At 73.0% G+C, this 24,412-nt stretch carries 27 protein-coding genes; 10 read left to right on the plus strand and 17 right to left on the minus strand.

The genetic code is table 11. The features are described 5' to 3' along the window. Nucleotides 1-275 (plus strand): transposase (locus H596_RS0116855; RefSeq protein ID WP_027285876.1); only part of this gene is annotated, 275 nt, incomplete at its 5' end. A gap of 120 nt (nucleotides 276-395) precedes the next feature. On the opposite strand, the gene H596_RS0116860 is transcribed toward H596_RS0116855, so the two are convergent. Continuing rightward, a complete protein-coding gene (locus H596_RS0116860; protein ID WP_027285877.1) occupies nucleotides 396-656 on the minus strand; it encodes a hypothetical protein in 261 nt (86 codons plus the stop codon). Nucleotides 657-705: 49 nt separating this feature from the next. Between H596_RS0116860 and aroC the strand changes: the two genes are divergently transcribed. The 3 genes from aroC to H596_RS23090 all read left to right on the plus strand — a co-directional run bounded on the left by aroC (nucleotide 706) and on the right by H596_RS23090 (nucleotide 5,467). Further along, a complete protein-coding gene (gene aroC, locus H596_RS0116865) occupies nucleotides 706-1,821 on the plus strand; it encodes a chorismate synthase (RefSeq protein ID WP_027285878.1) in 1,116 nt (371 codons plus the stop codon). An 81-nt stretch (nucleotides 1,822-1,902) separates the two neighbouring features. Beyond that, nucleotides 1,903-3,108 carry a hypothetical protein gene (locus tag H596_RS0116870; protein ID WP_027285879.1) on the plus strand — a complete coding sequence of 402 codons (1,206 nt, stop codon included), beginning with the start codon at nucleotides 1,903-1,905 and terminating at the stop codon, nucleotides 3,106-3,108. Between the two features lie 85 nt (nucleotides 3,109-3,193). Continuing rightward, complete coding sequence (locus tag H596_RS23090) at nucleotides 3,194-5,467, plus strand: M10 family metallopeptidase (protein ID WP_051213302.1); 2,274 nt, start codon at nucleotides 3,194-3,196, stop codon at nucleotides 5,465-5,467. Here H596_RS23090 and ureG read toward each other — a convergent pair whose 3' ends face one another. The 15 genes from ureG to hppD all read right to left on the minus strand — a co-directional run bounded on the left by ureG (nucleotide 5,468) and on the right by hppD (nucleotide 19,060). Next, a complete protein-coding gene (ureG, locus tag H596_RS0116880; protein ID WP_027285880.1) occupies nucleotides 5,468-6,097 on the minus strand; it encodes an urease accessory protein UreG in 630 nt (209 codons plus the stop codon). After that, the gene (locus tag H596_RS0116885) at nucleotides 6,094-6,789 is read right to left on the minus strand and encodes an urease accessory protein UreF (RefSeq protein WP_037301871.1); all 696 of its coding nucleotides are present in this window, start codon (nucleotides 6,787-6,789) and stop codon (nucleotides 6,094-6,096) included. Before H596_RS0116885 ends, ureG begins: the two co-directional genes overlap by 4 nt. After that, entirely contained in the window at nucleotides 6,755-7,258 is a 504-nt protein-coding gene (locus H596_RS0116890; RefSeq protein ID WP_027285882.1) for an urease accessory protein UreE, read from the minus strand. The genes H596_RS0116885 and H596_RS0116890 overlap by 35 nt, the downstream gene beginning before the upstream one ends. Before the next feature lie 11 nt (nucleotides 7,259-7,269). Continuing rightward, complete coding sequence (gene ureC, locus H596_RS0116895; protein ID WP_027285883.1) at nucleotides 7,270-8,982, minus strand: urease subunit alpha; 1,713 nt, start codon at nucleotides 8,980-8,982, stop codon at nucleotides 7,270-7,272. Then, complete coding sequence (locus H596_RS0116900; RefSeq protein ID WP_027285884.1) at nucleotides 8,983-9,288, minus strand: urease subunit beta; 306 nt, start codon at nucleotides 9,286-9,288, stop codon at nucleotides 8,983-8,985. Between the two features lie 13 nt (nucleotides 9,289-9,301). After that, entirely contained in the window at nucleotides 9,302-9,604 is a 303-nt protein-coding gene (locus tag H596_RS0116905; RefSeq protein WP_027285885.1) for an urease subunit gamma, read from the minus strand. A 24-nt stretch (nucleotides 9,605-9,628) separates the two neighbouring features. Continuing rightward, the gene (locus H596_RS22165) at nucleotides 9,629-10,432 is read right to left on the minus strand and encodes an urease accessory protein UreD (RefSeq protein WP_051213304.1); all 804 of its coding nucleotides are present in this window, start codon (nucleotides 10,430-10,432) and stop codon (nucleotides 9,629-9,631) included. Nucleotides 10,433-10,440: 8 nt separating this feature from the next. Further along, nucleotides 10,441-11,415, minus strand: a complete 975-nt coding sequence (locus H596_RS0116915; protein ID WP_084602941.1) for a phosphate acetyltransferase — start codon at nucleotides 11,413-11,415, stop codon at nucleotides 10,441-10,443. Nucleotides 11,416-11,611: 196 nt separating this feature from the next. Further along, nucleotides 11,612-12,496 (minus strand): ABC transporter permease, encoded by an 885-nt coding sequence (locus tag H596_RS0116920; protein ID WP_051213306.1) that lies wholly within the window; start codon nucleotides 12,494-12,496, stop codon nucleotides 11,612-11,614. Then, the gene (locus tag H596_RS0116925; RefSeq protein ID WP_027285888.1) at nucleotides 12,493-13,446 is read right to left on the minus strand and encodes an ABC transporter permease; all 954 of its coding nucleotides are present in this window, start codon (nucleotides 13,444-13,446) and stop codon (nucleotides 12,493-12,495) included. The genes H596_RS0116920 and H596_RS0116925 overlap by 4 nt, the downstream gene beginning before the upstream one ends. 1 nt (nucleotide 13,447) lies before the next feature. Then, the gene (locus H596_RS0116930; RefSeq protein ID WP_037301873.1) at nucleotides 13,448-14,965 is read right to left on the minus strand and encodes an ABC transporter substrate-binding protein; all 1,518 of its coding nucleotides are present in this window, start codon (nucleotides 14,963-14,965) and stop codon (nucleotides 13,448-13,450) included. Continuing rightward, complete coding sequence (locus H596_RS0116935) at nucleotides 14,962-16,074, minus strand: ABC transporter ATP-binding protein (protein WP_084602943.1); 1,113 nt, start codon at nucleotides 16,072-16,074, stop codon at nucleotides 14,962-14,964. The genes H596_RS0116930 and H596_RS0116935 overlap by 4 nt, the downstream gene beginning before the upstream one ends. Then, nucleotides 16,071-17,036, minus strand: a complete 966-nt coding sequence (locus tag H596_RS0116940; RefSeq protein ID WP_027285891.1) for an ABC transporter ATP-binding protein — start codon at nucleotides 17,034-17,036, stop codon at nucleotides 16,071-16,073. The genes H596_RS0116935 and H596_RS0116940 overlap by 4 nt, the downstream gene beginning before the upstream one ends. Continuing rightward, nucleotides 17,033-17,719, minus strand: coding sequence for a DUF1028 domain-containing protein (locus H596_RS0116945; protein WP_245584048.1), 687 nt, complete (start codon nucleotides 17,717-17,719; stop codon nucleotides 17,033-17,035). The genes H596_RS0116940 and H596_RS0116945 overlap by 4 nt, the downstream gene beginning before the upstream one ends. 240 nt (nucleotides 17,720-17,959) lie before the next feature. Beyond that, complete coding sequence (hppD, locus tag H596_RS0116950) at nucleotides 17,960-19,060, minus strand: 4-hydroxyphenylpyruvate dioxygenase (protein WP_051213308.1); 1,101 nt, start codon at nucleotides 19,058-19,060, stop codon at nucleotides 17,960-17,962. Between the two features lie 120 nt (nucleotides 19,061-19,180). Between hppD and H596_RS0116955 the strand changes: the two genes are divergently transcribed. Further along, nucleotides 19,181-19,657, plus strand: a complete 477-nt coding sequence (locus H596_RS0116955; protein WP_211225313.1) for an Lrp/AsnC family transcriptional regulator — start codon at nucleotides 19,181-19,183, stop codon at nucleotides 19,655-19,657. 58 nt (nucleotides 19,658-19,715) lie between these two features. Here H596_RS0116955 and H596_RS0116960 read toward each other — a convergent pair whose 3' ends face one another. Further along, the gene (locus H596_RS0116960; RefSeq protein WP_027285895.1) at nucleotides 19,716-20,546 is read right to left on the minus strand and encodes a S49 family peptidase; all 831 of its coding nucleotides are present in this window, start codon (nucleotides 20,544-20,546) and stop codon (nucleotides 19,716-19,718) included. 46 nt (nucleotides 20,547-20,592) lie between these two features. On the opposite strand from H596_RS0116960, the gene H596_RS0116965 reads away from it, so the two are divergent. The 5 genes from H596_RS0116965 to H596_RS0116985 form a co-directional block, all read left to right on the plus strand. Further along, nucleotides 20,593-21,006 carry a CoA-binding protein gene (locus H596_RS0116965; protein WP_027285896.1) on the plus strand — a complete coding sequence of 138 codons (414 nt, stop codon included), beginning with the start codon at nucleotides 20,593-20,595 and terminating at the stop codon, nucleotides 21,004-21,006. 113 nt (nucleotides 21,007-21,119) lie between these two features. Continuing rightward, nucleotides 21,120-21,830, plus strand: a complete 711-nt coding sequence (locus H596_RS0116970) for a DUF2076 domain-containing protein (protein WP_027285897.1) — start codon at nucleotides 21,120-21,122, stop codon at nucleotides 21,828-21,830. 80 nt (nucleotides 21,831-21,910) lie between these two features. Next, nucleotides 21,911-22,753, plus strand: a complete 843-nt coding sequence (locus H596_RS0116975) for a LysR substrate-binding domain-containing protein (RefSeq protein ID WP_027285898.1) — start codon at nucleotides 21,911-21,913, stop codon at nucleotides 22,751-22,753. A 228-nt stretch (nucleotides 22,754-22,981) separates the two neighbouring features. Beyond that, a complete protein-coding gene (locus H596_RS22170) occupies nucleotides 22,982-23,734 on the plus strand; it encodes an alpha/beta fold hydrolase (RefSeq protein ID WP_281168391.1) in 753 nt (250 codons plus the stop codon). A 434-nt stretch (nucleotides 23,735-24,168) separates the two neighbouring features. Further along, nucleotides 24,169-24,412: IS630 transposase-related protein (locus H596_RS0116985; RefSeq protein ID WP_245584039.1), on the plus strand; the 244-nt coding region annotated here is incomplete at its 3' end.

Consider the following 24,412-nt stretch of genomic DNA (forward strand, 5'->3'; position numbering starts at 1 on the left):
ACATAGTGATCTGCGACAATCTGCGATGCCACAAGTCACCGGGCGTGCGCGCCGCCATCGAGGCGCGCGGTGCCGAACTGCGCCACCTGCCGCCCTATTCGCCCGACATGAACCCCATCGAGCAGGTCTTCGCCAAGCTCAAGAACCTCGTCCGCGCCGCCGCGCCCAGGGACATCGAGGCCTTGTGGAACACCATCGGCCAGAGCCTCGAAGCCTTCACACCGAAAGAGTGCGCAAACTACTTCGCCCACTCAGGTTATCCACGGATGATGTGAAAATGGTCTAGCGAGTCGTCGCGTCGCGACGAAGATCATTCTGCACCGCCGGGGCCGCGCCGGCGTCACGGGCGCACGTCGCGATCGCCGAGATGGCCCCGCCCGGTCAGAGCCCCATGCTCACCGCCGCGGCCGCTCCCGCATCGGCCCCTTGCAGCGCGCCGGGTCGCGCAGCTCGCCGCGCAGGGCGCGGCAGTCCGGCGCGCCCACATCGTTCCAGCGCGCGCATTGCCCGTCGGGCCGCCGCCAGCCCGGGCCGCCGCAGGCGCCGCAGCCCGCATGCTCGCCCTCGCGCGGATAGAGCCGGCAGAGATCGTTCACCGCCCCGGCCGGGGCCGGCGCGAGCAGCAGCAGCAGCAGGGCGAGCGGCAGGGCGCGCATCCCCGCCAGATGGCGCGGCGCGGCGCTTCGCGCTACCTCCCCCGGCGCGATGAGTCACAACAGCTTCGGCCACCTCTTCCGCGTCACCACCTGGGGCGAGAGCCACGGGCCCGCCATCGGCTGCGTGGTGGATGGCTGCCCGCCCGGCCTGCCGCTGGACGAGGCCTGGATCCAGCCCTTCCTGGACCGCCGCCGGCCGGGTTCCTCGAAGCTCGTGACGCAGCGGCAGGAGCCGGATCGGGTCCGCATCCTCTCGGGCGTCTTCGAGGGGCGCACCACCGGCACGCCCATCGCGCTGGTGATCGAGAACCAGGACCAGCGCAGCAAGGATTATTCGGAGATCGCCGCGAGCTTCCGCCCCGGCCACGCCGACATCGCCTATGAGTGGAAATACGGGCTGCGGGATTATCGCGGCGGCGGCCGCGCCTCGGCCCGCGAGACGGCGATGCGCGTCGCCGCCGGCGCCATCGCCCGCCGCATCCTGGGCGATGGCGTCACGATCCGCGGGGCCATGGTGCAGTTGGGCGCCGACGCGGTGGACCGCGCCGCCTGGGACTGGGCCGAGACCGCGCGCAACGAGCTCTGGTGCCCCGACGCCGCCGCCGCCGCCCGCTGGGCCGAGCGGCTCGCGGAGATCCGCAAGGCCGGCAGCAGCATCGGCGCCGTGATCGAGGTGGTGGCCGAAGGCGCGCCCGTGGGCCTCGGCGCGCCGGTCTATGGCAAGCTGGACGCCGATCTGGCCGCCGCCTTCATGTCCATCAACGCGGTGAAGGGCGTGGAGATCGGGGACGGCTTCGCCGCCGCCGCCCTCTCGGGCGAGGAGAACGCCGACGAGATGCGCATGCGCCAGGACGGCACGGTGGAGTTCCTCTCCAACCACGCGGGCGGCATCCTGGGCGGCATCTCCACCGGCCAGCCCATCGTGGCGCGCTTCGCGGTGAAGCCCACCAGCTCCATCCTCACGCCGCGCCGCAGCGTCACCCGCGCGGGCGAGGAGGTGGAGCTGCGCACCAGGGGCCGGCACGACCCCTGCGTGGGCATCCGCGCCGTGCCGGTCGGCGAGGCGATGATGGCCTGCGTGCTCGCCGACCATGTGCTAAGACATCGCGCGCAGAACCCCGGCGCGCCCAGCCTGCCCCGGCTGCCGCGCGATTTTCCGACTTGAGGGGTCGGGAATGAAAGGCTAACTCTGTCGGAGGGTCCGTCGCCGGGCCCTTCGCCTGCAACCGCTTCGACCGAGAGGCCCATGCCCGTCGCCGACGCCAAGGCCGATCCCGCCCCGCTCGACGCCTTCCTCGCCCTGGCGGGCGAGGAGAAATGGCGCGCCCGCGTGGCCGATCTCGGGCGGCGGGCGCGCCCGGGCTCCTTCGCTGCGCGCGCTATGCAGCAGCGCCACGCGCTGGAACTGGTGCTGGACCGGCTGAACAACCCCGCGCTTCTGGCCAAGGCCGGGCGGCCCGAGCGGCGCGTGCTGGCCTTCGTGCGCGAGGCCACGCAGCTCGCTGCGCGGCTGGAGCCCGGCCCGCGCGCGCGGCTGCAGGCGCTGATCGCCCGGGGGCTGGAGGGCGAGGGCACGCTGATCCCGCTCTTCCACCTGCTGCGCACCGCGGCCCTGTTCCGCGCCCGCGGCTTCGAGGTGCGGCATGACGGGCTGCTGCACGGCACCTCCTATGATCTGCTCGTGCGGCGCGAGGGCGCGCTGGCCGAAGTGTGCTGCGAGACGCTCTCCGCCGAGGAGGGGCGCCCCATGCACAAGGGCGACTGGGCCAGCCTGGTGGACCGCGTGAATCCCGAGCTGCAGACCTGGCTCGCCGCCCATCCCGGCCGCTACATCCTGAAGATGACCCTGCCCGAGGATGTGAGCGAGAAGAACCGCCTGCCCGCGCTGCACGCCCGCATCTCGGCCATGCTCGCCGCCGAGAAGCGGCAGGACTCGAGCGCGGACGCCGTGCTGAAGCTCGATCCGCTGGTGCTGGCCGGCGCCCAGGCGGCGGGCGACCCGCAGCGCGCCCTGCCGCAGCGCCTGCGCGAGGCCTTCGGCGTCGAGGCGCATCTCGCCGTCACCGCCGATCCGGCGAGCGGCTCGGTCATGGTGATGGCCGCGCGCGCGGGCCGCGAGAACGAGATCGCCGAAGCGGCGCGCCGCCGCCTCGCGCAGGCGGCGACCCAGCGCCTGACGGGCCGCCACCCCGGCATCCTCGCGCTCTTCCTCGACGATCTCGACGCCGCCGAGTGGCGCAGCCTGCGCGAGACGCTGGAGCTCGAGGGCGTGGTGCGGCGCTTCCTCACCGAACCGGCGGCGAAGCCCGTGGTGGCCGCCACCTGCACGACCCGGCAGGAGCTGCTGGGCCTGCCCGATGCGGCCCCGGAAGGAGAGCTGCGCTTCCGCAACCCGGGGCATCCCGCCGCGAAAAGCCAGGGGCTGGAGCCGGCCATCGCCTCCTGCGGTTGAGGGTTTCTCAACTTATTCACGGTTGAGTCGCCGAACTGCCATCGCGCATGCTCGGCCGCATCACCCTGGATGAGGAACCCGCCGGATGTCCCTCTCGCTCCTGGAGCCGGAATGGTCCGGCCCCGTCGAGGCCACCTCCGTCTCGCAGGGCGCCACGGGCGACGCCTTCATCGACGGGCTCCTCTCCGGGACGAGATGGAGCGGCACCATCACCTTCAGCTTCCCGCAGCTCGCCAGCCAGTACATGAGCGGCTACGGCAATGGCGAGCCGCTGAGCGGCTTCGCCCCGCTCTCGCTGCAGGGCATGGAGGCGACGCGCGCGATCCTGGGCGGCTTCACCGCGAACGGCACCACCAGCGTGAGCACCTATGGCAGCGTCGAGAGCCTGGTGAGCGCGACCATCTCCCAGACCACGGGCAACGGGCTGAACGCCTCGGGCGACATCCGCTCGGCCGTCTCCTCCCTGCCCTCCACGGCCTGGGCCTACTACCCGAGCAACGCGACCCGGGGCGAGGGCGGCGATGTCTGGTACGGCACGGCCTATGCGGGAACGCGGAACGACTATGCGAACCCCGTGCTCGGAAACTACGCCTACCACACCTACATCCATGAGCTGGGGCATGCGCTGGGGCTGAAGCACGCGCACGAGACGGGCGGGCCAGCGAATGTGGCCGTGCCGGCGAGCCGCGACGCGATCGAGTTCACGGTGATGAGCTATCGCAGCTATGTCGGCGGGCCCGACAACGGCGGCTACACCTACGGCCAGTGGGACGCGCCGCAGACCTTCATGATGTACGACATCCTGGCGCTGCAGACCATGTACGGCGCCGACTACACGACCAACAGCGGCAACACCGTCTATCAGTGGGACCCCACGACGGGGCAGATGTTCGTCAATGGCGTGGGCCAGGGTCTGCCGGGGGGCAACCGCGTCTTCCTCACCATCTGGGATGGCGGCGGCGTGGACACCTACGACATGTCCAACTACAGCAACGCGGTGGTGATCGACCTCGCGCCCGGGTCCTGGAGCATCACCTCCGACACGCAGCGGGCCAATCTCGGCAATGGCCAGCGGGCCAACGGCACCGTGTACAACGCGCTGCTGTTCGGCGGGAACACCGCCTCGCTCATCGAGAACGCCATCGGCGGCAGCGGCGATGACGTGATCAGCGGCCACGATCTCGCCAATGAGCTGCGCGGCGGGCCCGGCAACGACCGGCTCTACGGCCTCGGCGGGAACGACGTGCTGATGGGCGGCCCCGGCGCGGACTGGCTGGATGGCGGGGCGGGCATCGACGCCGCCTCCTACGCCGACGCCGCGGCCGGCATGGTGGTGGACATGATGACCGGCGCGCACTCCGGCGACGCGGCGGGCGATGTGCTGATCTCCATCGAGAACCTGGTCGGCTCCGCCTTCGCCGATGTGCTGATCGGCAACAACGGGGCCAACCGCCTGGAGGGCGGCGCCGGCAACGACGTGCTGATCGGCAGCGGCGGCGCGGACCAGCTCATCGGCGGGGCGGGGCTCGACTGGGCCTCCTACATCATCGAGACCGGCGCGGCGGTGTTCGTGAACCTCGGCACGGGCGCGACCGGCGGCGCGGCGGCGGGCGACAGCTTCTCCTCCATCGAGAACCTGATCGGCACGCGCTTCGCCGATGTGCTGATCGGCGATGCGGGAGTGAACGAGATCCATGGCGCCGAGGGCGACGACGCGCTCTTCGGCGGCGCGGGCAACGATGTGCTGGTGGGCGGCGACGGGAACGACTTCCTGGACGGCGGCACGGGCTTCGACCTTCTGGAGGGCGGCGCCGGCTTCGACTACGCCCGCTACGACGGCGCGGGCGTGAGCGAGGGCGTCTTCGTCTGGCTCGGCCAGCGCACGGGCTTCGCGGGCCAGGCGCAGGGCGACACGCTGATCGGCATCGAGGGGCTGGTCGGCTCGCCCTTCGACGACATCCTGCTCGGGGATGGGGATGCGAATGTGCTGCTCGGCCAGGGCGGCAACGACATCCTGCTCGGCCTGGAGGGCAACGACTCGATCTACGGCGGCGCCGGCAACGACCAGCTCCGCGGCAATGCCGGCGCGGACTTCCTGAACGGCGGCGCCGGCAACGACCAGTTCTGGTTCGACGCGAGCGACTTCGCCGCCGGCGTATGGGACTATATCGACGATTTCAGCGAGGCCGGGGCGGCCGGTTTCGACATGCTCGTCTTCACCGGCCTCGCCGCCGGGCAGCTCATCATCGCCGACAATGCGGGGGCGGCCATCATCACCACCACCTGGCTGAACTTCACCGGCGGGATCATCATCGCGAACTTCTCGGGCGTGCGGACGCTCGATCAGCTCCTGTTCTGATCAGCGGGGGCGCAGCCCGCCCTGCTCCAGGATGAAATCGGCGATGTCGGCAACGCCCTGGTCCTTCTTGAGGTTGGTGAACAGGAAGGGGCGCGCGCCGCGCATGCGCCGGGCGTCGCGGTCCATTACGGAGAGATCCGCCCCCACCAGCGGCGCGAGGTCGGTCTTGTTGATCACCAGCAGGTCGCTGCGCGTGATGCCGGGGCCGCCCTTGCGCGGAATCTTGTCGCCCGCGCTCACGTCGATGACGTAGATCGTGAGGTCCGCGAGCTCGGGGCTGAAGGTGGCCGCCAGGTTGTCGCCCCCGCTCTCGATGAAGAGCAGTTCCAGCGCGGGGAAGCGGGCGGTGATCTCCTCCACCGCCGCGAGGTTGATCGAGGCGTCCTCGCGGATCGCGGTGTGCGGGCAGCCGCCCGTCTCCACGCCCATGATGCGGGCGGGCTCCAGCGCGCCGGCGCGCGTCAGGAACTCCGCGTCCTCCTTCGTGTAGATGTCGTTGGTGATGGCCGCGACATCGTGCGTGGCGCGCAGCAGCTTGCACAGCCGCTCGACCAGCGCGGTCTTGCCGGAGCCGACGGGGCCGCCGACGCCGACGCGCAGCGGGCCGTGGGAGGGCGCGGAATCGCTCATGAGCGGAACAGCCTCGTGTACTGGGTTTCGTGGCGCATGGAGAGCATCTCCACGCACGGCAGGGCGGTGGCGAGCTCGTCCAGCGGCGTGGCCTCCGCCGCCTCGGCCGCGCGGATCACCACGGGCCAGAGCGCGGCGGTGACGCGCTGCCCGTCCGTCTGGCCGAGCGGGACGAGGCGCACCCCGGCGCTGACGAGATTGGCTGCGAAGCCCTGCAGATAGGCCAGCAGCGCGGGCTGCCGCGGGATGCCCGCCATCGCCGCCGCCGCGCCGAAGGCCACCGCATGGGTGAGCCGCCCGCGATGCCGGCGCGCGAAGGCGGCGAAGCGCGGATCGGGCAGCAGGGCGGCGGTGACGAGGGCGAAGCTGCCGCCCTGCTGCGTCGCCTCCAGCGCGGTCTCGGCCGTGCCGCGCCAGGCGGCGGCGAGCTCCGCCACCGCATCCAGCGCCGCATCGTCGGGCGCGGCGTGGGCGGCGGCGAGCAGCGCGCCGTCCACCCGCCCCGCCCCGCGCTCGATCACCGCGGCGATGTAGGCGGTCAGCGCCGCGGCGTCGGGCAGCAGCCCCTCCTCCACCGCCGTCTCGATGCCGTGGCTGTAGCTGAAGCCGCCGACGGGATAGGCCGGCGAGGTCCAGGCCAGCAGGCGCAGCAGCGCTTCAGTCGTGAGCGTGGTGGTGATGGCTGTGCCCATGGTCGTGATGCGGCTGCCGGGCGCTGTGGTTGTGCTCGCCATAGGCGCCGCCCTCCGGGTTGAAGGGCGCGCGCACCCGCGCGAGCGTGGCGCCGAGGCCCTTCAGCATCGCCTCGATCACATGGTCCTCGCGGATCAGGATGCGCTGCGCCTGAAGCTCGGCCGGAAGATGGCGGTTGCCGATGTGCCAGGCGAGGCGGACGAGATGCTCCGGCCCCTTCGCGCGCACCTCCAGCAGCGGCTCCTCGGCCGCGCGCACCAGGATCACGCGGCCGTCCTCCAGCTCCAGCCCGTCGCCGTCGCGCAGCACCGTGGCTTCCGCAAGGTCGAGCAGGAAGGGGATGCCGCCGGCCGTCTCGTAGCGCTTGCGGCGGCGGAAGCGGTCGTCGAAGTCGAGCCGCACCTCGCCATCGGCGGTGAAGCTGCCCGGGGGGCGGATGCGCGTGGCGCGCGGCAGCATGTCGTGCATCGGTGCCTCCGTCAGAACAGGAAATAGCGCTGCGCCATGGGCAGCACCGCGGCGGGCTCGCAGACCAGCAGCTCGCCGTCCGCGCGCACCTCGTAGGTCTCGGGGTCCACCTCCATGCGCGGCGTGGCGTCGTTCAGCACCATGTTCTTCTTGGAGATGCCGCCGCGCGTGTTGCGCACCGGCAGCAGCGGCCGCATCAGGCCGAGCGAGCGGTCCACCCCCGCCTCGATCGCGGCCTGGGAGACGAAGGTGACGCTGCCCATCGTCATGGCGCGCCCGAAGGCGCCGAACATGGGCCGCATGTGGGTGGGCTGCGGCGTGGGGATGGAGGCGTTGGGGTCGCCCATCGGCGCCATGGCGATCATGCCGGCCTTGAGCACGAGATCGGGCTTCACGCCGAAGAAGGCCGGGCTCCAGAGCACGAGATCGGCGAGCTTGCCCACCTCCACGCTGCCCACATGCGCCGCGATCCCCTGCGCGATGGCCGGGTTGATGGTGTACTTGGCGATGTAGCGGCGGCAGCGCAGGTTGTCGTTCGCGCCCGTCTCGCCGGGCAGCGGGCCGCGTTGCACCTTCATCTTGTGCGCCGTCTGCCAGGTGCGCAGGATCACCTCGCCCACGCGGCCCATCGCCTGGCTGTCGCTGCTCATCATGCTGATGGCGCCGAGGTCGTGCAGGATGTCCTCGGCCGCGATGGTCTCCTTGCGGATGCGGCTCTCGGCGAAGGCCACGTCCTCCGGGATGCGCGCATCCAGGTGATGGCAGACCATGAGCATGTCGAGGTGCTCGTCCACCGTGTTCACCGTGTAGGGCATGGTGGGGTTGGTGGAGCTCGGCAGCACATTCGCCTCGCCCACCAGGCGCAGGATGTCGGGCGCATGGCCGCCGCCCGCGCCCTCGGTGTGGAAGGCGTGGATGGTGCGGCCCTCGAAGGCGGCGATGGTGTCGGTCACGAAGCCGCTTTCGTTCAGCGTGTCGGTGTGGATGGCCACCTGCACGTCGAAACGGTCCGCCACGGCGAGGCAGGTGCGGATGGCCTGGGGCGTGGTGCCCCAGTCCTCGTGCAGCTTCATGCCCGCCGCCCCCGCGATGATCTGCTCCTCCAGCGCGGCCGGCTTGGCGGCGTTGCCCTTGGCGAGGAAGCCGAGATTCATCGGGAAGCCCTCGGCCGCCTGCAGCATGCGGCGGATGTGCCAGGGGCCGGGCGTGCAGGTGGTGGCGAGCGTGCCGTGCGCGGGGCCGGTGCCGCCGCCGAACATGGTGGTGATGCCGGAGGCCAGCGCCTCCTCGATCTGCTGCGGGCAGATGAAGTGGATGTGCGCGTCGATGCCGCCGGCGGTGAGGATCTTCCCCTCGCCCGCGATGATCTCCGTGCCCGGGCCGATCACGATGGTCACACCCGGCTGGGTGTCGGGGTTGCCGGCCTTGCCGATGGCGGCGATGCGCCCGTCGCGCAGGGCCACATCGGCCTTCACCACGCCCCAGTGGTCGAGGATGAGGGCGTTGGTGATCACCGTGTCCGCCGCACCCTGGGCGCGCGTGGCCTGGGATTGCCCCATGCCGTCGCGGATCACCTTGCCGCCGCCGAACTTCACCTCCTCGCCATAGGTGGTGAAGTCCTTCTCCACCTCGATGAAGAGCTCGGTGTCCGCGAGGCGCACCCGGTCGCCCGCCGTCGGGCCGTACATGCCCGCATAGGCGGGGCGGGAGAGGCGGTGCGCCATTTACAGCTTCCCCTCCACCTCGCCGCGGAAGCCGTGCACCACCCGCGCGCCGCGCAGCGGCACGAGGCGCACGCGCCGGCTCTGCCCCGGCTCGAAGCGCACCGCCGTGCCGGCCGGGATGTCGAGCCGCTGGCCGCGCGCGGCGGCGCGGTCGAAGGCCAGCGCGGGGTTCGTCTCGAAGAAGTGGTAGTGGCTGCCCACCTGGATGGGCCTGTCGCCGGTGTTGGCGACATCGAGCTCCGTCACCGGCTGGCCGGCGTTGAGCTCGATCTCGCCCGCGGCGCAGATCACCTCGCCCGGGATCATCGCGCGGCCTCCTTCACCGGATGGGGTTGTGGACGGTGACGAGCTTGGTGCCGTCGGGGAAGGTCGCCTCCACCTGGATGTCGTGGATCATCTCGGCCACACCTTCCATCACCTGGTCGCGCCGCAGCACCTCGCCGCCCGCGGCCATGAGCTCGGCGACGCTGCGCCCGTCGCGCGCGCCCTCGACGACGAAATCCGTGATCAGCGCCACCGCCTCGGGGTGGTTGAGCTTCACGCCGCGCTCCAGCCGCCGCCGCGCCACCTGCGCGGCCATGGCGATGAGCAGCTTGTCCTTCTCGCGCGGGGTCAGGTGCATGGGGGCATCATGGCGCGGGCGTGCTCAGCACGTCCACAATCTCGGCAGCCGCGCGGGGCGATTGAGCGCGGCCGCGCGCAGGGCGGGCACGGCCCGGGCGATGGCCGCGCGCACCGCCCGGGCATCGCCGAGGAAACGCAGCAGCAGCAGCCCCGGGCAGGGCAGCGTGGCCGCGCCCTCCGCGAGATCCCGTGCGAGGTCGCGGTGGCGCGCGGCATCCTCGGCGGCGAGCAGCACGAGGCCCAGCGCCTCCGCGCCCGCGAGGCCGAAGGGCGCGTCGCGGGCGGCGGCCTCGCAGCCGAAGGCGTCGGCCCAGGCGAGCCGCGCCCCGAGATGCAGCCGCCAGGAATCGAACACCCGCCCGCGCCGCCAGGCCTCGCCGCGCGCGATGCGGCCGAACACGAGGGATTCCGCGGCGAGCAGCGTCCCGCCCGGCGCGACGCGCGCCTGCGCGCGGCGTTCCAGCACCGCGCCGTCGAACAGGATGGCCTCCTGCGGCAGCCATTCCAGCACCGCGCCCGCGGCGACATCGAGGCGGGTCGCCACGCGCACGGGAGGGCCGAGGCTGCGGTAGAGCTTCTCGGCGGCTGGCGTCGTCACCAGCGCCGCGGCGCCGGGCGCGAGCGCGATCTCCGTCTGCACCGCATCGCCGCCGGCGAGGCCGCCCGCCGTGTTCACCAGCGCGGCCTGCAGCGGCTCGCCGGGCTCGGGGGTGGGGAAGAGCAGGCGCAGCGGCGCCTTCTGGTGCAGCCGGGCGATGCCCCCGGGCGAGACATGCAGCAGCGCCGCGCCCTCGGCCCGCTGGTGGCGCGGGGCCGCGCCTTCCATCCGCCGGCTCAGCCCGCCACCGGGGCCGCCTGCCGCCGCCGCTGCGCGACCAGCGCCGCCACCGCCGCCGAGGCGAGGCGCGTGCGCACGGAGTCCGCGCGGCTCGTCAGCACGATGGGCACGCGCGCGCCGAGCACCACCCCCGCCGCCTCCGCCCCCGCGAGGAAGGTGAGGCTCTTGGCCAGCATGTTGCCGGCCTCCAGATCCGGCGCCACCAGGATGTCGGCGCGGCCGGCCACGGGCCCGCCAATGCCCTTGATGCGCGCGGCCTCCGGGTCGATCGCGTTGTCGAGGGCGAGCGGCCCGTCGAGCAGCCCGCCGCGGATCTGCCCGCGATCGAGCATCTTGCACAGCGCCGCCGCCTCGATGGTGGAGGGCAGCTTCGGGTTCACCGTCTCCATCGCCGAGAGGATGGCGACGCGCGGCTCCGCGATGCCCAGGGCCTGCGCGAGCTCGATGGCGTTCTGCACGATGTCCGCCTTCTCCTCCAGCGTGGGGAAGATGTTGATGGCGGCGTCGGTGATGATGAGCAGCTGCGCGCGGTGCGGCACGTCCATCAGGAAGCAGTGGCTGAGGCGGCGGGCGGTGCGCAGCCCCGTCTCGCGCTTCACCACCTCGGCCAGCAGCTCATCGGTGTGCAGCGAGCCCTTCATGAGCATCTCGGCGCGCCCCTCGCGCACCAGGGCCACGGCCTTCTCGGCCGAATCGTGGCTGTGCGCGCTCTCCACCCGCTCGAAGGGCGCGAGGTCGAGCCCCGCCTCGCCCGCCGCGGCCTCGAGCCGCGCGCGGGGGGCGACGAGGATGGGCCGGATCAGCCCCGCGCGCGCCGCCTCCACCGCGCCGGTCAGCGAGGGCGCGTCGCAGGGGTGCGCCACGGCGGTGGGCACGGCCGGCGCGCCGCCCAGCGCCGCGATGAGCCGCGCGTATTTGTCGCCCGTAGCGCCGTGCATGCCCGCCCTGCCCTGCCGTTGCGCGCGCACCATGCGGGGCAGCGCGGCCCGCGCGCAAGAGACGCTTCATACCAGCGGCCGCTGATTTCGACTCCTGAAGAGTCGGTGCGGCCGCTGGTATGGCCTTGCTTTGGCGCGCAGCCGCCACGCCGGATCCCATCGACGCAAAGCTTCGATGGGGGCCCGTCAACCCTGCGCGCGATACGGTCGGCATCTCATGCCGACCGTATCAGCGATCCTGCGCGCGCGGATCCAGCGCGTCGCGCAGCCCGTCGCCCAGAAGGTTGAAGGCGAGCACCACGAGGAAGATCGCGAGCCCCGGGAAGATGGCGAGCCAGGGCGCGTTCTCGATGAAGCGCTGCGCGCTGTTGAGCATGGAGCCCCAGGAGGGGTTGGGCGGCTGCTGCCCGAGGCCGAGGAAGGAGAGCGAGGCCTCGGCGATGATCGCCTCGGCGATGGCGAGCGTCGCCTGCACCAGCAGCGGCGGCAGGGCGTTGGGCAGCACATGCACGGCCGCCGTGCGCCAGGGCGGGCTGCCGAGGCTGCGCGCGGCCTCGAACCAGTCGGTGCTCGACGCCTCCAGCGCCATGCCGCGCGCCAGCCGCACGAAGATGGGCGAGGCGCTGATGGCGATGGCGAGCATCGCGTTCTCCAGCGCTGGTCCGAGGAAGGCGGCGAGCGCGATGGCGAGGATGAGGAAGGGGATGGAGAGCATCGCATCGGCGATGCGGCTGATCACCACATCCACCCAGCCGCGCGCGAGGCCCGCGAGCAGCCCGATCGGCACGCCGATCAGCACCGCCCCGCCCACCGCGATCACGCCGGCCATCAGCGAGGCGCGCGCGCCGAACAGCACGCGCGAGAGCACGTCGCGCCCGTTCTCGTCCGTGCCGAAGGGGTGCGCCCAGGAGGGCGCCTGGCGGATGCGGCTCCAGCTCGTCTCCAGGGGATCGAAGGGCGCGATCCAGGGCGCCAGGATCGCCGCCAGCACGAAGACGACCACGACGACGAGGCCGAACATGGCGAGGCGATGCCGCCGGAAGCGGCGCAGCGCGCGGCGCGCCGGGCTCTCGCCGCTCTCGACGGCAGGCCGGCCCTCCACCGCCGCGCTCATGCCGACACCGTGCGCAGCCGCGGGTTGACCAGCATGTAGAGGATGTCAGCGATCAGGCTCAGCAGCACGAAGATCAGCGCGGTGGCAAGCACGACGCCCTGCACCACCGGGTAGTCGCGGTTGAACACCGCATCCACCACCAGCTTGCCGAAGCCCGGGATGGTGAAGATCTGCTCCGTCAGCACCGCACCGGCGAGAAGCCGGCCGAACTCGATGGTGCCGAGCGTCACCACCGGGATCAGCGCGTTGCGCAGCGCGTGCTTCGCCACCACCACACGCTCGCTCAGCCCCTTGGCGCGGGCGGTGCGCACATAGTCCTGCGCGAGCGCGCCCAGCATGGCCGCGCGGGTGTGGCGCATCAGCACCGACGCCACACCCGTTCCCAGCACGAAGGCGGGCATCAGCGTGGTGGCGAGGCTCTGCCAGGGATCCTCCCAGAGCGGGACGTAGCCCGAGGGCGGCAGCCAGCCGAGCTGCACGCTGAACAGCAGGATCAGCATGATGCCGAGCCAGAAATTCGGCGTGGAGATGCCGAACAGCGCCACCGCGTTGATCGCCCAGTCCGCCGGCCGGTCCTTCCACACCGCGCTCAGCACGCCCGCGGGCACGCCGATGAGCACGCCGATGACGAAGCTCATCGAGGCGAGCTGGAAGGTGACGGGCAGCTTGTCGAGGATCAGCTCGCCCACCGGCAGGCGGATGCGCCAGGAGAAGCCGAAATCCCCCTGCACGACGCGGCCGAGCCAGTGGAGATACTGCTCCGCCAGCGGCCGGTCGAGCATCAGCTCCGCGCGGATTTGCGCCAGCACCTCCGGGTCGCCCCGCTCCTCCCCGGCGAGGATGAGGGCGGGGTCGCCCGGCATGAGCTGCTGCAGGCCGAACACCAGCACGGAGATGATCAGCAGCGTGGGGATGACCTGCCCCACGCGCCGCAGGAGGAAGCCCGCCACCTCAGTTCAGCCGCAGCCCCTGCGGGCGGATCAGCCCGTCGGGGATGTTCACGAAGCCCGAGAGGCGCGCGCTGTGCGCCACGATGTTCTTGCGGTGCCAGAGGTAGATGCGCGAACGGTCCTGCCGGATGGCGATCTGCCAGATCTGCGCGTAGAGGTCGCGGCGCTTCTCCGGGTCGAGCTCGAGGCGCGCGGCGTCCAGCAGCCGGTCCACCTCCGGGTTGCTGTATCGCCCGTCGTTCTGCGGCCCGCGCGAGTGCATGAAGCTGTGCGTGTTGCCGTCCGGATCGGCGCGGCCCGACCAGGCGACCAGATAGGTCTCGAAATCGCCGCGCTGGGCGGCCTGCAGCGAGCTCGCGAACTCCATGGCGTTGAGGCGCAGGTCGAAGCCCGCCTCGCGCACCATGGCCTGGATCACCTCGCCCACCTGGCGCAGATCGGGGTTGTTGGGGATGGTCATCTCCACCCGGAGCGGCGTGGCGACACCCGCCTCGCGCAGCAGGGCGCGCGCGCGCTCGAGGTTGCGCGGCTCGGGGCGGAAGTCGCGGATGTGGAAGGGGCTGCCGGGCGCGACGGGCTGCGCCGTCGGCACATACATCCCCTCATAGACCACGCGGTTGATGGCCTCGCGGTCGATGGCCAGCTCGAAGGCCGCGCGCACCCGCGCGTCCTGGCCCATCGGCGTCTGCGCGCGCGGCCCGTTGCCGATGTTGTAGGTGATGGACTGGTAGCCCAGCTCGTCGCTGACGGAGATGCGCAGGCGGTTGTTGCGCCGCACGGCCGGCACGTCGTCGGGGTCGATGGTCTGCACCATCTCCAGCGCGCCGGACTGCAGGTTGGCGAGCCGCACCGTGCTGTCCGGGATGGGCAGATAGGTGATGCGCTGCAGGTGGATGGCCGAGGCGTTCCAGTACTCGGGGAAGCGCTCCACCACGATGCGGTCCTGCGCGACGCGCTCCACGAAGCGGAAGGGCCCGGTGCAGACGGGGCGCGTGCCGAAGTTGCGGCCCAGGGCCTCGGCCGCCGCGGGGCTCACGATCATCCCCGCGCGGTCGGTGAGCTGCGAGAGGAAGGCGGCCGAGGGCGCGCGCAGGCGGATGCGCACCGTGCGCGGGTCCACCACCTCCACGCTCTCCATCGCGCCGATCTCGCCGCGGCGGAAGCTGCCCTGCATGTTCAGGTGGCGGTCGAGGCTGTAGCGCACCGCCTCGGCGTCCATCACGTTCCCGTCGTGGAAGCGCACATTGGGCCGGATGGTGACGAGCAGCGTGCGCGGATCCTCCCAGCGGTGCGATTCGGCGAGCTGCGGGACGATCTCCAGCCGCTCGTTGATGTCGAACAGCTTGTCGCAGATCGCGGCGAAGACGATGCGGCCCACGAAGGTGCGCGCGAGGGTGGGGTCGAGGATGTCGGGGTCCTCGCGCAGGCCGATGCGCAGGTTCTGCGCCTGCGCCTCGGCGGCGGTGGCGCCGACGAGGCCGAGCGCGGCGCAGGCGGCGAGCAGGGTGCGGCGGATCATGCGGCGGTCTCCCGGGTGAAGAAGGCTTGCAGGCGTTCGAGGCGCGCATCCGGCGCGCGCTCGGACAGCGGCGGCGCGGGCGGCAGCGCGTCCTGGAGGTGGCAGGCGGCGAAATGGCCGGGGCCGCCGGCGCCGAGCGTCGGCGCCTCGGCCCGGCAGCGCGGCTCGGCGTGCGGGCAGCGCGTGTGGAAGCGGCAGCCGGGCGGCGGGTTCACGGGCGAGGGCACATCGCCCTCCAGCACCTGCACCTTGCCGCCCTGGCCCGGCACGGCGGCGAGCAGCGCGCGCGTGTAGGGATGGCGCGGGGCGCGGAAGATCGCCTCCGCCGGCCCCTCCTCCACGATGCGGCCGAGATACATCACCGCCACGCGGTCCGCGATCTGGCGCACCACGCCGAGGTCGTGGCTGATGAGGATGAAGGTCAGCCCCAGCTCTTCGATCAGGCCTTTCAGCAGGTTCACCACCTGCGCCTGCACGCTCACGTCGAGCGCGCTCACCGGCTCGTCGCCGATGACGAGCCGCGGCTCGGAGGCCAGCGCGCGGGCGATGGCGATGCGCTGGCGCTGCCCGCCGGAGAACTCGTGCGGCCAGCGCCGCGCCAGCTCCGGCCGCAGCCCGACGCGCGCCAGCAGCTCCGCCACCCGCGCGCGCTCCCGCCCGCGGTGCAGGCCGTGGAGCTTCAGCGGCTCCATGATCGCGGCCTCCACCGTCATGCGCGGATCGAGGCTCGCGAAGGGGTCCTGGAAGACGAGCTGCATGGCGCGCCGGCGCGCGCGCAGCGCGGCCGGGGCAAGGGCGCGCAGATCCTCGCCCTCGAAGCGCAGCGCGCCGGAATCGGGCTCGATCAGGCGCAGCAGCAGCCGCCCGAGGGTGGATTTGCCGCAGCCGCTCTCGCCGACGATGGCGAGCGTCTCGCCGCGCGCCACCGAGAGCGAGACGCCATCCACCGCGCGCACCGCCCCCACCCGCCGCCCGAGCGCGTTGCGGATGGGGAAGTGCTTCACAAGGTCATCGGCCTCCAGGATCGGAACAGTGTTGCGCGGCCGATTCACGCCGCCGGTGCTCGCCGCCTCCTGCGGCTCCGCCCTCTGGCGATCGGACGCGCTCATGCGGCGAGCACCTGGTCGAGCGGCGCGCGGTGGCAGGCCGTGCGGTGGCCGGGCGCCACCTCCGCGAACTCCGGCGTCCGGCCGCAGGCGGCGATGGCGAAGGGGCAGCGCGGGGCGAAGCGGCAGCCCGGCGGCGGCGCGCGCAGATCGGGCACCGTGCCGGCGATGGAGGCAAGGCGCGGCCGCCGCGCATCGAGCCGCGGCGCGGCGCCGAGCAGCCCGATGGTGTAAGGATGCTCGGGCCGCGCGAAGAGCGCCGCGGCCGGCGCCGCCTCCACCGCCCGGCCGGCGTACATCACCAGCACCTCCTCCGCATGGTCCATCACCACGCCGAGGTCGTGCGTCACCAGGATCACGGCCGTGCCCGTCTCGCGCTTCAGCTCGTCGAGCAGGGCGAGGATCTGCGCCTGCACCGTCACGTCCAGCGCGGTGGTGGGTTCGTCGGCGATCAGCAGCTTCGGCCGGCAGGCCAGCGCGATGGCGATCATCACCCGCTGGCGCATCCCGCCCGAGAGCTGGTGCGGATACTGCCGCGCGCGGCGCGCCGCCTCGGGGATGCGCACGCGCTCCAGCATCTCCACGGCGCGGCGCATGGCGGCGGCGGAATCGAGCCCCTCGTGCAGGCGCAGCGCCTCGGCCACCTGCTCGCCCGCGGTGAAGGCGGGGTTGAGGCTCGTCATCGGCTCCTGGAAGATCATCGCCATCTCGGCCCCGCGCGCGCGGCGCTGGCGCTCGGGCGTGAGCGGCGCGCCGGCGAGCGTCATGCGTCCGGCCACCTCCGCGTTGGGCGCGAGCAGCCCCATGATGGCGAGCGAGGTGGCGGATTTGCCGCAGCCGCTCTCGCCCACGATCGCGAGCGTCCGGCCCGGCTGCACGGAGAAGGAGAGCCCCTCCACCGCGCGCAGCAGGCCGCGGTCGGTGCGGAAGGAGATGGAGAGATCCTCGACCGAAAGCGCCGTCATCGCGTCGCCTCGGCGATGGCCGCGTTGATCACCGCGCGGTCGAACACGCCTGGATGATCCGCGCCCGGCAGGAAGCGGCGGAAATGGACGAAGCGCTCGCGCGCCACGCCGAGCAGCCGGCGCAGCTCGGCCAGCGGGTCGGCGTGGTCGTCCACGCGCAGGTCGAGGTCCGGGTAGGGGTCGCGGCTTGCGACCATCAGCGCGGCCGCCTGGCGCCCGCGCGCGTCGCCGCCCGCCGCCTGGCCGGCCTCCATCGCGTGCAGCAGCCGCTCGGCCATCGGCAGGTCGGGCGCGACGAGGAAGGCCGCGCGCGTCGCCTCCAGCACCGCGGGGCCGGCGAGCATGTTGCCCGCGAGGGAGAGGCCGGGCGCGGCGAGCGCGCCGCACCAGCCCACGCAGTCGCGCCCCGTGTGCTGCGCGATGCGGCCCCGGGCGTCGAGGATGTGGAACTGGCGGCTCTCGCGCCCGGCGTCCTCGGCCAGCAGCGCCGCGAGCACCTCCTGCGGCGCCGCGCCGGCCCGCAGCCGCTCCATGCCGCGCAGGCCGAGCATGGGGTTCACCAGCGCCTGGGTGGCCAGCGCCGCCACGCCGCCCTCCACGCGCGGGCAGAGCGCGCCCACGGCGAAGAAGCGCGTGGCCACCGCCACGCCCAGCTCGCCCGTCCGATCGTCACGCGCCAGCAAGGACCAAGTCATGGCCGCTGCCATGCGCCGTCATGCGCCCGCCCGCAAGGGGGGCGCGCCGGGGGCGGGGCGAGGCGCGGCCTGGCCTGCCGCGCCGATGGGCAGGCCTGCCTTACTCGGCGGCGGGGGTGAGCACGCCGCCCTCTCCCGGGCGCGGCGCGTCTTCCGCCGCCGGCCTACTCGGCCGCCGGCTTCAGGACGCCGCCCTCTCCCGGGCGCGGCGCGTCTTCCGCCGCCGGCCTACTCGGCCGCCGGCTTCAGGACGCCGCGACGCACCTGGTCGAGCTCGATGGACTCGAAGAGCGCGCGGAAATTGCCCTCGCCGAAGCCCTGGTCGCCCTTGCGCTGGATGAGTTCGAAGAAGATCGGCCCGATCACCGTCTCGGTGAAGATCTGCAGCAGCCGCCCGCCGGAGGGCGAGCCGTCCATCAGGATGCGGTTCCGCTGGAGCCGCGCGAGATCCTCGCCCGTGTCGGGCAGGCGCTGCGGCAGCAGCTCGTAGTAGGTGTCGGGCGTGTCGAGGAAGCGCACGCCCTCGGCGCGCAGGCCTTCCACGCTCGCGTGGATGTCCGTCGTGGCCATGGCGATGTGCTGGATGCCCTCGCCGTTGTAGGCGCGCAGATACTCCTCGATCTGCGACTTGTCGTCCGCGCTCTCGTTGATCGGGATGCGGATCTGCCCGCAGGGCGAGGTCATCGCCTTGGACTTGAGGCCGGTGAGCTTGCCCTCGATGTCGAAGTAGCGGATCTCGCGGAAGTTGAAGAGGCGCTCGTAGAAGCCCGCCCAGGCCTCCATGCGGCCGCGATGGACGTTGTGGGTCAGGTGGTCGATCACCGTCAGCCCATGGCCCGCGGGGTGCGGGTCCACGCCATCGAGGAAGCGGAAGTCCACGTCGTAGATCGAGCCCTTGGGCCCGTAGCGGTCCACGAAATAGATCAGCGAGCCGCCGATGCCCTCGATGGCGGGGATGTTCAGCTCCATCGGGCCCACGCGCCCGTGGAAGGGCTTGGCGCCCAGCATCACCGCGCGCTCGAAGGCGGCCGCGGCGTCCGCCACGCGGAAGGCCATGGCGCAGGCCGAGGGCCCGTGCACGCGCGCGAAGGCCTGGGCGAAGCTCGCGGGCTCGGCGTTGAGGATGAAGTTCACCTCGCCCTGGCGCCAGAGCGTCACGTCCTTGCTGCGGTGGCGCGCCACCATGGCGAAGCCCATGCGCGCGAAGACGGCGCGCAGATGCTCCACATCGGGGCCCGTGAACTCCACGAACTCGAAGCCGTCCGTGCCCATCGGGTTGGCCTCGCAGATGCGGCCGGCGATGTCCGTGCGGTCGGGCGGGATGTCCATGGGCGTCTTCCTCCGGGGCGATGCCGGAAGGCTTCTACACGCTCCGCCCCGGGGTTTTTCGCTGATATCGCCGCGATTCCGTGGTATCCGCGCGGGATTCCACTCAGGATAGGCGGTTTCATGGCGAAATCCTCTCAGATCGCGCTGGATGCGGTGGACCGGCGCATCCTGCGCGCCCTGCAGCGCGACGGGCGGCTCTCCATCGTGGCGCTGGCCGAGGAGGTGGGCCTCTCCCCCACCCCCTGCCAGCGCCGCGTGAAGCGGCTGGAGGAGGCGGGGGTGATCGAGGGCTACACGGCGCGCGTCTCGGCGGCGCGGATCGGCCTTCCCCTGCAGGCCTTCGTGCAGGTGCGCCTCGAGAGCCATGGCGAGGAGCTGGCCGAGCGCTTCCACAAGGCGCTGGCCGCCCTGCCCGAGGTGCGGGCCGCCTACACGCTGAGCGGCGAGACGGATTATCTGCTGCAGGTGCTCGCGCCCGACATGGAGGCTTTCGGCACCTTCGCCACGCGCCGCCTGCTGCGCCTGCCGGGAGTGAAGGAGACGCGCACCTCCTTCGTGCTCGCCACGCTCAAGCCGCCGGGTGAGGTGCCGGTCTGATCAGGCCGGCGCGCCACCGGCCCTGTCCAGGACAGGGCGGAAGGCCCCGCCCGCCGCCCTACAGGCCGAGCCGCGCCCAGGCCGCCCGCTCCTCGGCCGCGGTCAGCGCCGCCTCGGCGAGCCCCGCCCCGGCGCGGGAGGCCAGCGCGCCGGGCAGCAGCGAGAGCGGGAAGGGCCGCTTCCGCGGCCCGATGGGCAGCAGCTCCGCCTTCTCGCCGAAACGGCGCTTCGCCTCCGCCCGCGCCTCGCCCAGCCCGTCGCAGAGGCCGGCCTCCAGCGCCGCCCGCCCGGTCCAGACGCGGCCCGAGAACAGCGCCTCCTCCGGCGCGGCGAGGCGCGCCCCGCGCCGGGCCCGCACCCAGGCCTTGAACTCCTCGTGCAGCGCGGCCAGCAGCTCCTCGAGCCGCGCGACATCCTCCGGGCGCTGGGGCGAGAAGGGGTCGTTCAGCGCCTTCTCGGCGCCCGCCGTGCGCAGCCGCCGCTCCACCCCGATCCGGCCCATCGCCTCCTGGAAGCCGAAGCCGGAGGAGATCACCCCGATGGAGCCGAGCAGGCTGGCTGGGTCGGCCCAGATTTCGTCCGCCGCGCAGGCGATCCAGTAGCCGCCCGAGGCCGCCGCGTCCTCGCAGAAGGCGATGACGGGCTTGCCCTTCTCCTCCGCCAGGGCCCGGATGCGGCCCGCGATCAGCGCCGACTGCACCGGGGAGCCGCCGGGCGAGTTGACGGCGAGGAACACCGCCGGCGCGCGCTTCATGGCGAAGGCGCGCTCCAGCAGCGGCGCCACGGCGGCCAGGTTCAGCCCCCCGAAGGGCCCGCCGCGCGGGGCGATCATCCCCTCCAGCCGGACGATCGGGATGAGGGGCGGCTTCTTCCGGAACGGGTTCCACATGCCCCCAACTTGCCCCCGCCCGGGCGCCGCGCAATCCTGCCACGCCATGGACAGCCCGCGCGACATCCTGCTCGCCACCCGGCGCATCGCGCTGGTGGGGGCCTCCGCGAAGCCCGACCGCCCCTCCTTCGGCGTGATGCGCTTCCTGCTCGAGCGCGGCTATGACGTGACGCCGGTGAACCCCGCCCTGGCGGGGCAGGAGATCCATGGCCGGCGCGTGGTGGCGCGCCTGGCCGAGGCCGCGCCGCTCGATCTCGTGGACGTGTTCCGCCGCTCCGAGGAGGCGGGGGCGGTGGTGGACGAGGCGGTGGCGCTGGGCGCGCGCGCCGTCTGGCTGCAGCTCGGCGTGGTGGACGAGGCCGCCGCCGCCCGGGCGCGGGCCAAGGGCGTGGCGGTGGTGATGGACCGCTGCCCGGCCATCGAATGGCGGGTGCATGGCCTGCCCGAGCGGATCGCGTGACGGCCGTGTGACGTATCGCTAAACTTCTTGAAATCCGCCGCCGTCCGCGCCAAGTCGCGCCGCAGCGGCGGGGCCGATTCCCGCCCGCACGGGATTCTGGAGGAAAGGAGCCCATGACCGAGGAAGAACGCCGGATCATCACCGATTTCGTCGCGCGCATGGCCGGCGTGCAGCAGGCCGCCCCGGCGCCCGGCCCCTGGGGCGGGCGCGTGCCGCAGACGGGGGCCGCGCCGGCCCGGCCGCTCCCGCCCATCGACCCCGAGGCGGACGCGCTGATCGCCGAGCTCTTCCAGCGCTACCCCGAGGCCCGCTTCCGCCTGACGCAGACCGCCTTCGTGCAGGAGCATGCGCTGGTCGCCGCCCAGAACCGCATCCAGGAGCTGGAGTGGGAGCTGGAGAACGCCCGCCGCCAGGCCGAGGCGGCGAACAACCGCGGCTTCTTCGGCTTCGGCGGCTCGCGCCCCGCGCCCATGCCGCCGCGCCCCGCGCCCATGCAGGCCCCGGGCGGCCCGCTGCCGGCCGGCCGCCAGGGCCCGGGCTTCCTGGGCACCGCGGCGATGACCGCGGCCGGCGTGGCGGGCGGCATCATCCTCGGCAATCTGCTGATGAACGCCTTCAGCGGCGGCGGCGCGGCCCAGGCGGCTACGGGCGGCGGCGCCTTCGGCCAGGAGGCGGTGCCCGCCTCCTCGCCCTGGACGGATCCGGGCGCTGCGGCCCAGCCCTCCGGCTGGGGCGGGGCGGACGCCACGGGCGGCTATGACAGCGGCGACGACGCCTCCGGCGGCTATGACGACGCCGGCGGCGGCTACGACGACGAGTTCTGATCCCCTCGCGCGGGATCGACGGGAAAGGGCGGCCCCGGCCGCCCTTTTCTTTTGCGGGCCGCTGCGCGAATCAGGCCCCCATGCGCGTGCCCGACCTCGACCTCGACCTGCTGCGCGGCTTCGTCACGGTGGCCGAGCGGGGCGGCTTCACGGCGGCCGGCCAGGCGCTCGGCCTCACCCAGTCCGCCGTCAGCCTCAAGGTGAAGCGGCTGGAGGAGCTGCTGGGCAAGCCCGTCTTCCGCCGCGGCGCGAAGGGGGTGGCGCTGACGGCCGAGGGCGAGACGCTGCTCGCCTATGCCCGGCGCATGCTGGCGCTGAACGAGGAGGCGGTGCGCCGCTTCGTCAGCCCGCCCGTGGAGGGGCGGCTGCGCCTCGGCGTCGCGGACCATTTCGTGCCCCGCCACCTCGCCCCCGCGCTCGCGCGGCTCGCCCGCACCTGGCCCGCGCTGCGGCTGGAGGTGCAGGTGGGCCGCTCGCACGAGCTGCGCGCCGCCCTGGCGCGGGAGGAGCTCGATCTCGTCCTCGGCAAGCGGCGCGACGGCGAGACGGAGGGGCGGGTGATCTTCACCGAGGCGGTGGTCTGGGCCGCCGCCCCCGGTTTCGCCCCGCCGCAGGGGCGGCCCCTGCCGCTCGCCATGCTGCCGCAGGGCTGCCTGTTCCGCGAAAGGGCCTTGACCGCCCTGGCGCGCGCCGGGATCGCGGCGGAGGTGGTCTGCACCTCGCCCAGCCTGCAGGGCATCACGGCGGCGGCCGAGGCGGGGCTTGCGGTCACCGTCATGGGCCGCCGCGGCCTGCCCGAGGGGCTGGTGGAGCTGGAGGGGCTGCCGCCTCTCGGCGTCGCGGAGATGTGCCTGTTCGGCGACGCCGCCGGCCGCTCCCCGGTGGTGGAGCCGCTGCTCGCCTGGCTGCGCGCGGCGGCGTGAGCGCCGGCCGCAGCCCTTCCGCCTCGCTGCCATGATCCCTCGCATGCTGACCGCCGCCTCGCCCTCCTCCTCCTCGCGCTGCTCGCCGCAGCCTGGTGGCTGCACACGCCCGATGCGCCCCGGCCGGCGCTGGAGGCGCGCTGGGCCGCCCCGCCCTCGCGCTTCGTCGAGGCGGCGGGGCTGCGGCTGCATCTGCGCGACACCGGCCCGCGCGGCGCGCCGGCCATCCTGTTCCTGCACGGTTTCGGCAGCTCCCTGCACACATGGGAGGAGGTGGCCGCCGCGCTGGAGGACGGGTTCCGCACGATCCGGCTCGATCTGCCGGGCTTCGGCCTCACCGGCCCCGATTCCACGGGCGATTACTCCGACACCCGCGCGGGCGAGGTGCTGGCCGCGCTGCTCGATGCGCTGGGCGTGGCGCGCGCGCATGTGGTGGGCAGCTCCATGGGCGGGCGCATCGCCTGGCGCTTCGCCGCCGAACACCCGGACCGGGTCGAGCGGCTGGTGCTGATGGCGCCGGACGGCTTCGCCTCGCCGGGGCTCGACTACGGAAAGCCGCCGCGCCTCGCCCCGCTGATGCGGCTGCTGCCCTACACCTTGCCGCGATTCCTCGTCCGGGCCGGCATGGCCCCGGCCTATGCCGACCCGGCGGCGCTGACCGAGGCGCGGGTGGAGCGCTACCACGCCATGCTCACCGCCCCCGGGGTGCGGCGCGCCATCCTCGCGCGGATGGGGCAGCACATCCTGGTCCCGCCCGAGCCCTTCCTCGCGCGGATCGCCGCCCCCACCCTGCTGCTCTGGGGGGAGAAGGACGCGATGGTGCCCGCCGCCCATGCGGCGGATTACCTGCGCGCCCTGCCCGATGCGCGCAGCGTGGTGCTGCCCGGCATCGGCCATGCGCCGATGGAGGAGGCCCCTGAGGCGACGGCGCGCGCGATCCGCGCCTTTCTCATACCAGCGGCCGCTGATTTCGACTTCTGAGAAGCCGGTGCGGCCGCTGGTATGGCCTTGCTTTGGCGCGCAGCCGCCACGCCAACCCTGCGCGCGATACGGTCGGCATCTCATGCCGACCGTATCATACCAGCGGCCGCTGTTTCCGACCCGTGAGACGGCGGCGCGGCCGCTGGTATGCCTTTGTTTCGGCACGCCGCCGCCCGCCGACCCGGCCTGCGCGATACGAATGGCATGAAATGCCGCGCGTATCAGTTAGCCACCGGCGGTCCCGACCCGCCGTGAACGAAACTGTGGCACTGTGGTGTGGCTGGTGGCGAGGTCGGCATGCCGATGGTGCGCCAGAGCCCGCGTGTCAGTTTCTGTCTAGAGCCATTTCACATCGACCGGAATCGCGATCGGGGATTCCGGCACGGCGCTGATGTGTGATTCATCGGTCTCCGGAGCTGAAACCGGAGGCAGCGATGACATGGCGATCTGGCCAGGCATATTCGCAGGATCTGCGTGAGCGCGTGTTGGCGGCGGTGGACGGTGGACTGCGCGTGCGCGAGGTGGCGCCGCTGTTCCGGGTGAGCATCTCCTACATCTACAAGGCGCTGGCGCGCCGTGCGGCGACGGGGGCGACCACCGCTTCGGCGCGTGGTGGCGCGCGGCGCAAGGCGGTGCTGGCCGGGCATGAGGCGGCGCTGCTGGCGCATCTGCGCGCCA

The organism is Rubritepida flocculans DSM 14296 (genome assembly GCF_000425365.1).
In the GTDB taxonomy this organism is placed as follows: domain Bacteria; phylum Pseudomonadota; class Alphaproteobacteria; order Acetobacterales; family Acetobacteraceae; genus Roseococcus; species Roseococcus flocculans.

Excerpts from the sequence above, each read along its gene's own strand:
- H596_RS0116860 (WP_027285877.1), bottom strand. The coding sequence starts at position 656 with ATGCGCGCCCTGCCGCTCGCCCTGCTGCTGCTGCTGCTCGCGCCGGCC.
- aroC (WP_027285878.1), top strand. The coding sequence starts at position 706 with ATGAGTCACAACAGCTTCGGCCACCTCTTCCGCGTCACCACCTGGGGC.
- H596_RS0116870 (WP_027285879.1), top strand. The coding sequence starts at position 1,903 with ATGCCCGTCGCCGACGCCAAGGCCGATCCCGCCCCGCTCGACGCCTTC.
- H596_RS23090 (WP_051213302.1), top strand. The coding sequence starts at position 3,194 with ATGTCCCTCTCGCTCCTGGAGCCGGAATGGTCCGGCCCCGTCGAGGCC.
- ureG (WP_027285880.1), bottom strand. The coding sequence starts at position 6,097 with ATGAGCGATTCCGCGCCCTCCCACGGCCCGCTGCGCGTCGGCGTCGGC.
- H596_RS0116885 (WP_037301871.1), bottom strand. The coding sequence starts at position 6,789 with ATGGGCACAGCCATCACCACCACGCTCACGACTGAAGCGCTGCTGCGC.
- H596_RS0116890 (WP_027285882.1), bottom strand. The coding sequence starts at position 7,258 with ATGCACGACATGCTGCCGCGCGCCACGCGCATCCGCCCCCCGGGCAGC.
- ureC (WP_027285883.1), bottom strand. The coding sequence starts at position 8,982 with ATGGCGCACCGCCTCTCCCGCCCCGCCTATGCGGGCATGTACGGCCCG.
- H596_RS0116900 (WP_027285884.1), bottom strand. The coding sequence starts at position 9,288 with ATGATCCCGGGCGAGGTGATCTGCGCCGCGGGCGAGATCGAGCTCAAC.
- H596_RS0116905 (WP_027285885.1), bottom strand. The coding sequence starts at position 9,604 with ATGCACCTGACCCCGCGCGAGAAGGACAAGCTGCTCATCGCCATGGCC.
- H596_RS22165 (WP_051213304.1), bottom strand. The coding sequence starts at position 10,432 with ATGGAAGGCGCGGCCCCGCGCCACCAGCGGGCCGAGGGCGCGGCGCTG.
- H596_RS0116915 (WP_084602941.1), bottom strand. The coding sequence starts at position 11,415 with ATGGTGCGCGCGCAACGGCAGGGCAGGGCGGGCATGCACGGCGCTACG.
- H596_RS0116920 (WP_051213306.1), bottom strand. The coding sequence starts at position 12,496 with ATGAGCGCGGCGGTGGAGGGCCGGCCTGCCGTCGAGAGCGGCGAGAGC.
- H596_RS0116930 (WP_037301873.1), bottom strand. The coding sequence starts at position 14,965 with ATGATCCGCCGCACCCTGCTCGCCGCCTGCGCCGCGCTCGGCCTCGTC.
- H596_RS0116935 (WP_084602943.1), bottom strand. The coding sequence starts at position 16,074 with ATGAGCGCGTCCGATCGCCAGAGGGCGGAGCCGCAGGAGGCGGCGAGC.
- H596_RS0116940 (WP_027285891.1), bottom strand. The coding sequence starts at position 17,036 with ATGACGGCGCTTTCGGTCGAGGATCTCTCCATCTCCTTCCGCACCGAC.
- hppD (WP_051213308.1), bottom strand. The coding sequence starts at position 19,060 with ATGGACATCCCGCCCGACCGCACGGACATCGCCGGCCGCATCTGCGAG.
- H596_RS0116955 (WP_211225313.1), top strand. The coding sequence starts at position 19,181 with ATGGCGAAATCCTCTCAGATCGCGCTGGATGCGGTGGACCGGCGCATC.
- H596_RS0116960 (WP_027285895.1), bottom strand. The coding sequence starts at position 20,546 with ATGTGGAACCCGTTCCGGAAGAAGCCGCCCCTCATCCCGATCGTCCGG.
- H596_RS0116965 (WP_027285896.1), top strand. The coding sequence starts at position 20,593 with ATGGACAGCCCGCGCGACATCCTGCTCGCCACCCGGCGCATCGCGCTG.
- H596_RS0116970 (WP_027285897.1), top strand. The coding sequence starts at position 21,120 with ATGACCGAGGAAGAACGCCGGATCATCACCGATTTCGTCGCGCGCATG.
- H596_RS0116975 (WP_027285898.1), top strand. The coding sequence starts at position 21,911 with ATGCGCGTGCCCGACCTCGACCTCGACCTGCTGCGCGGCTTCGTCACG.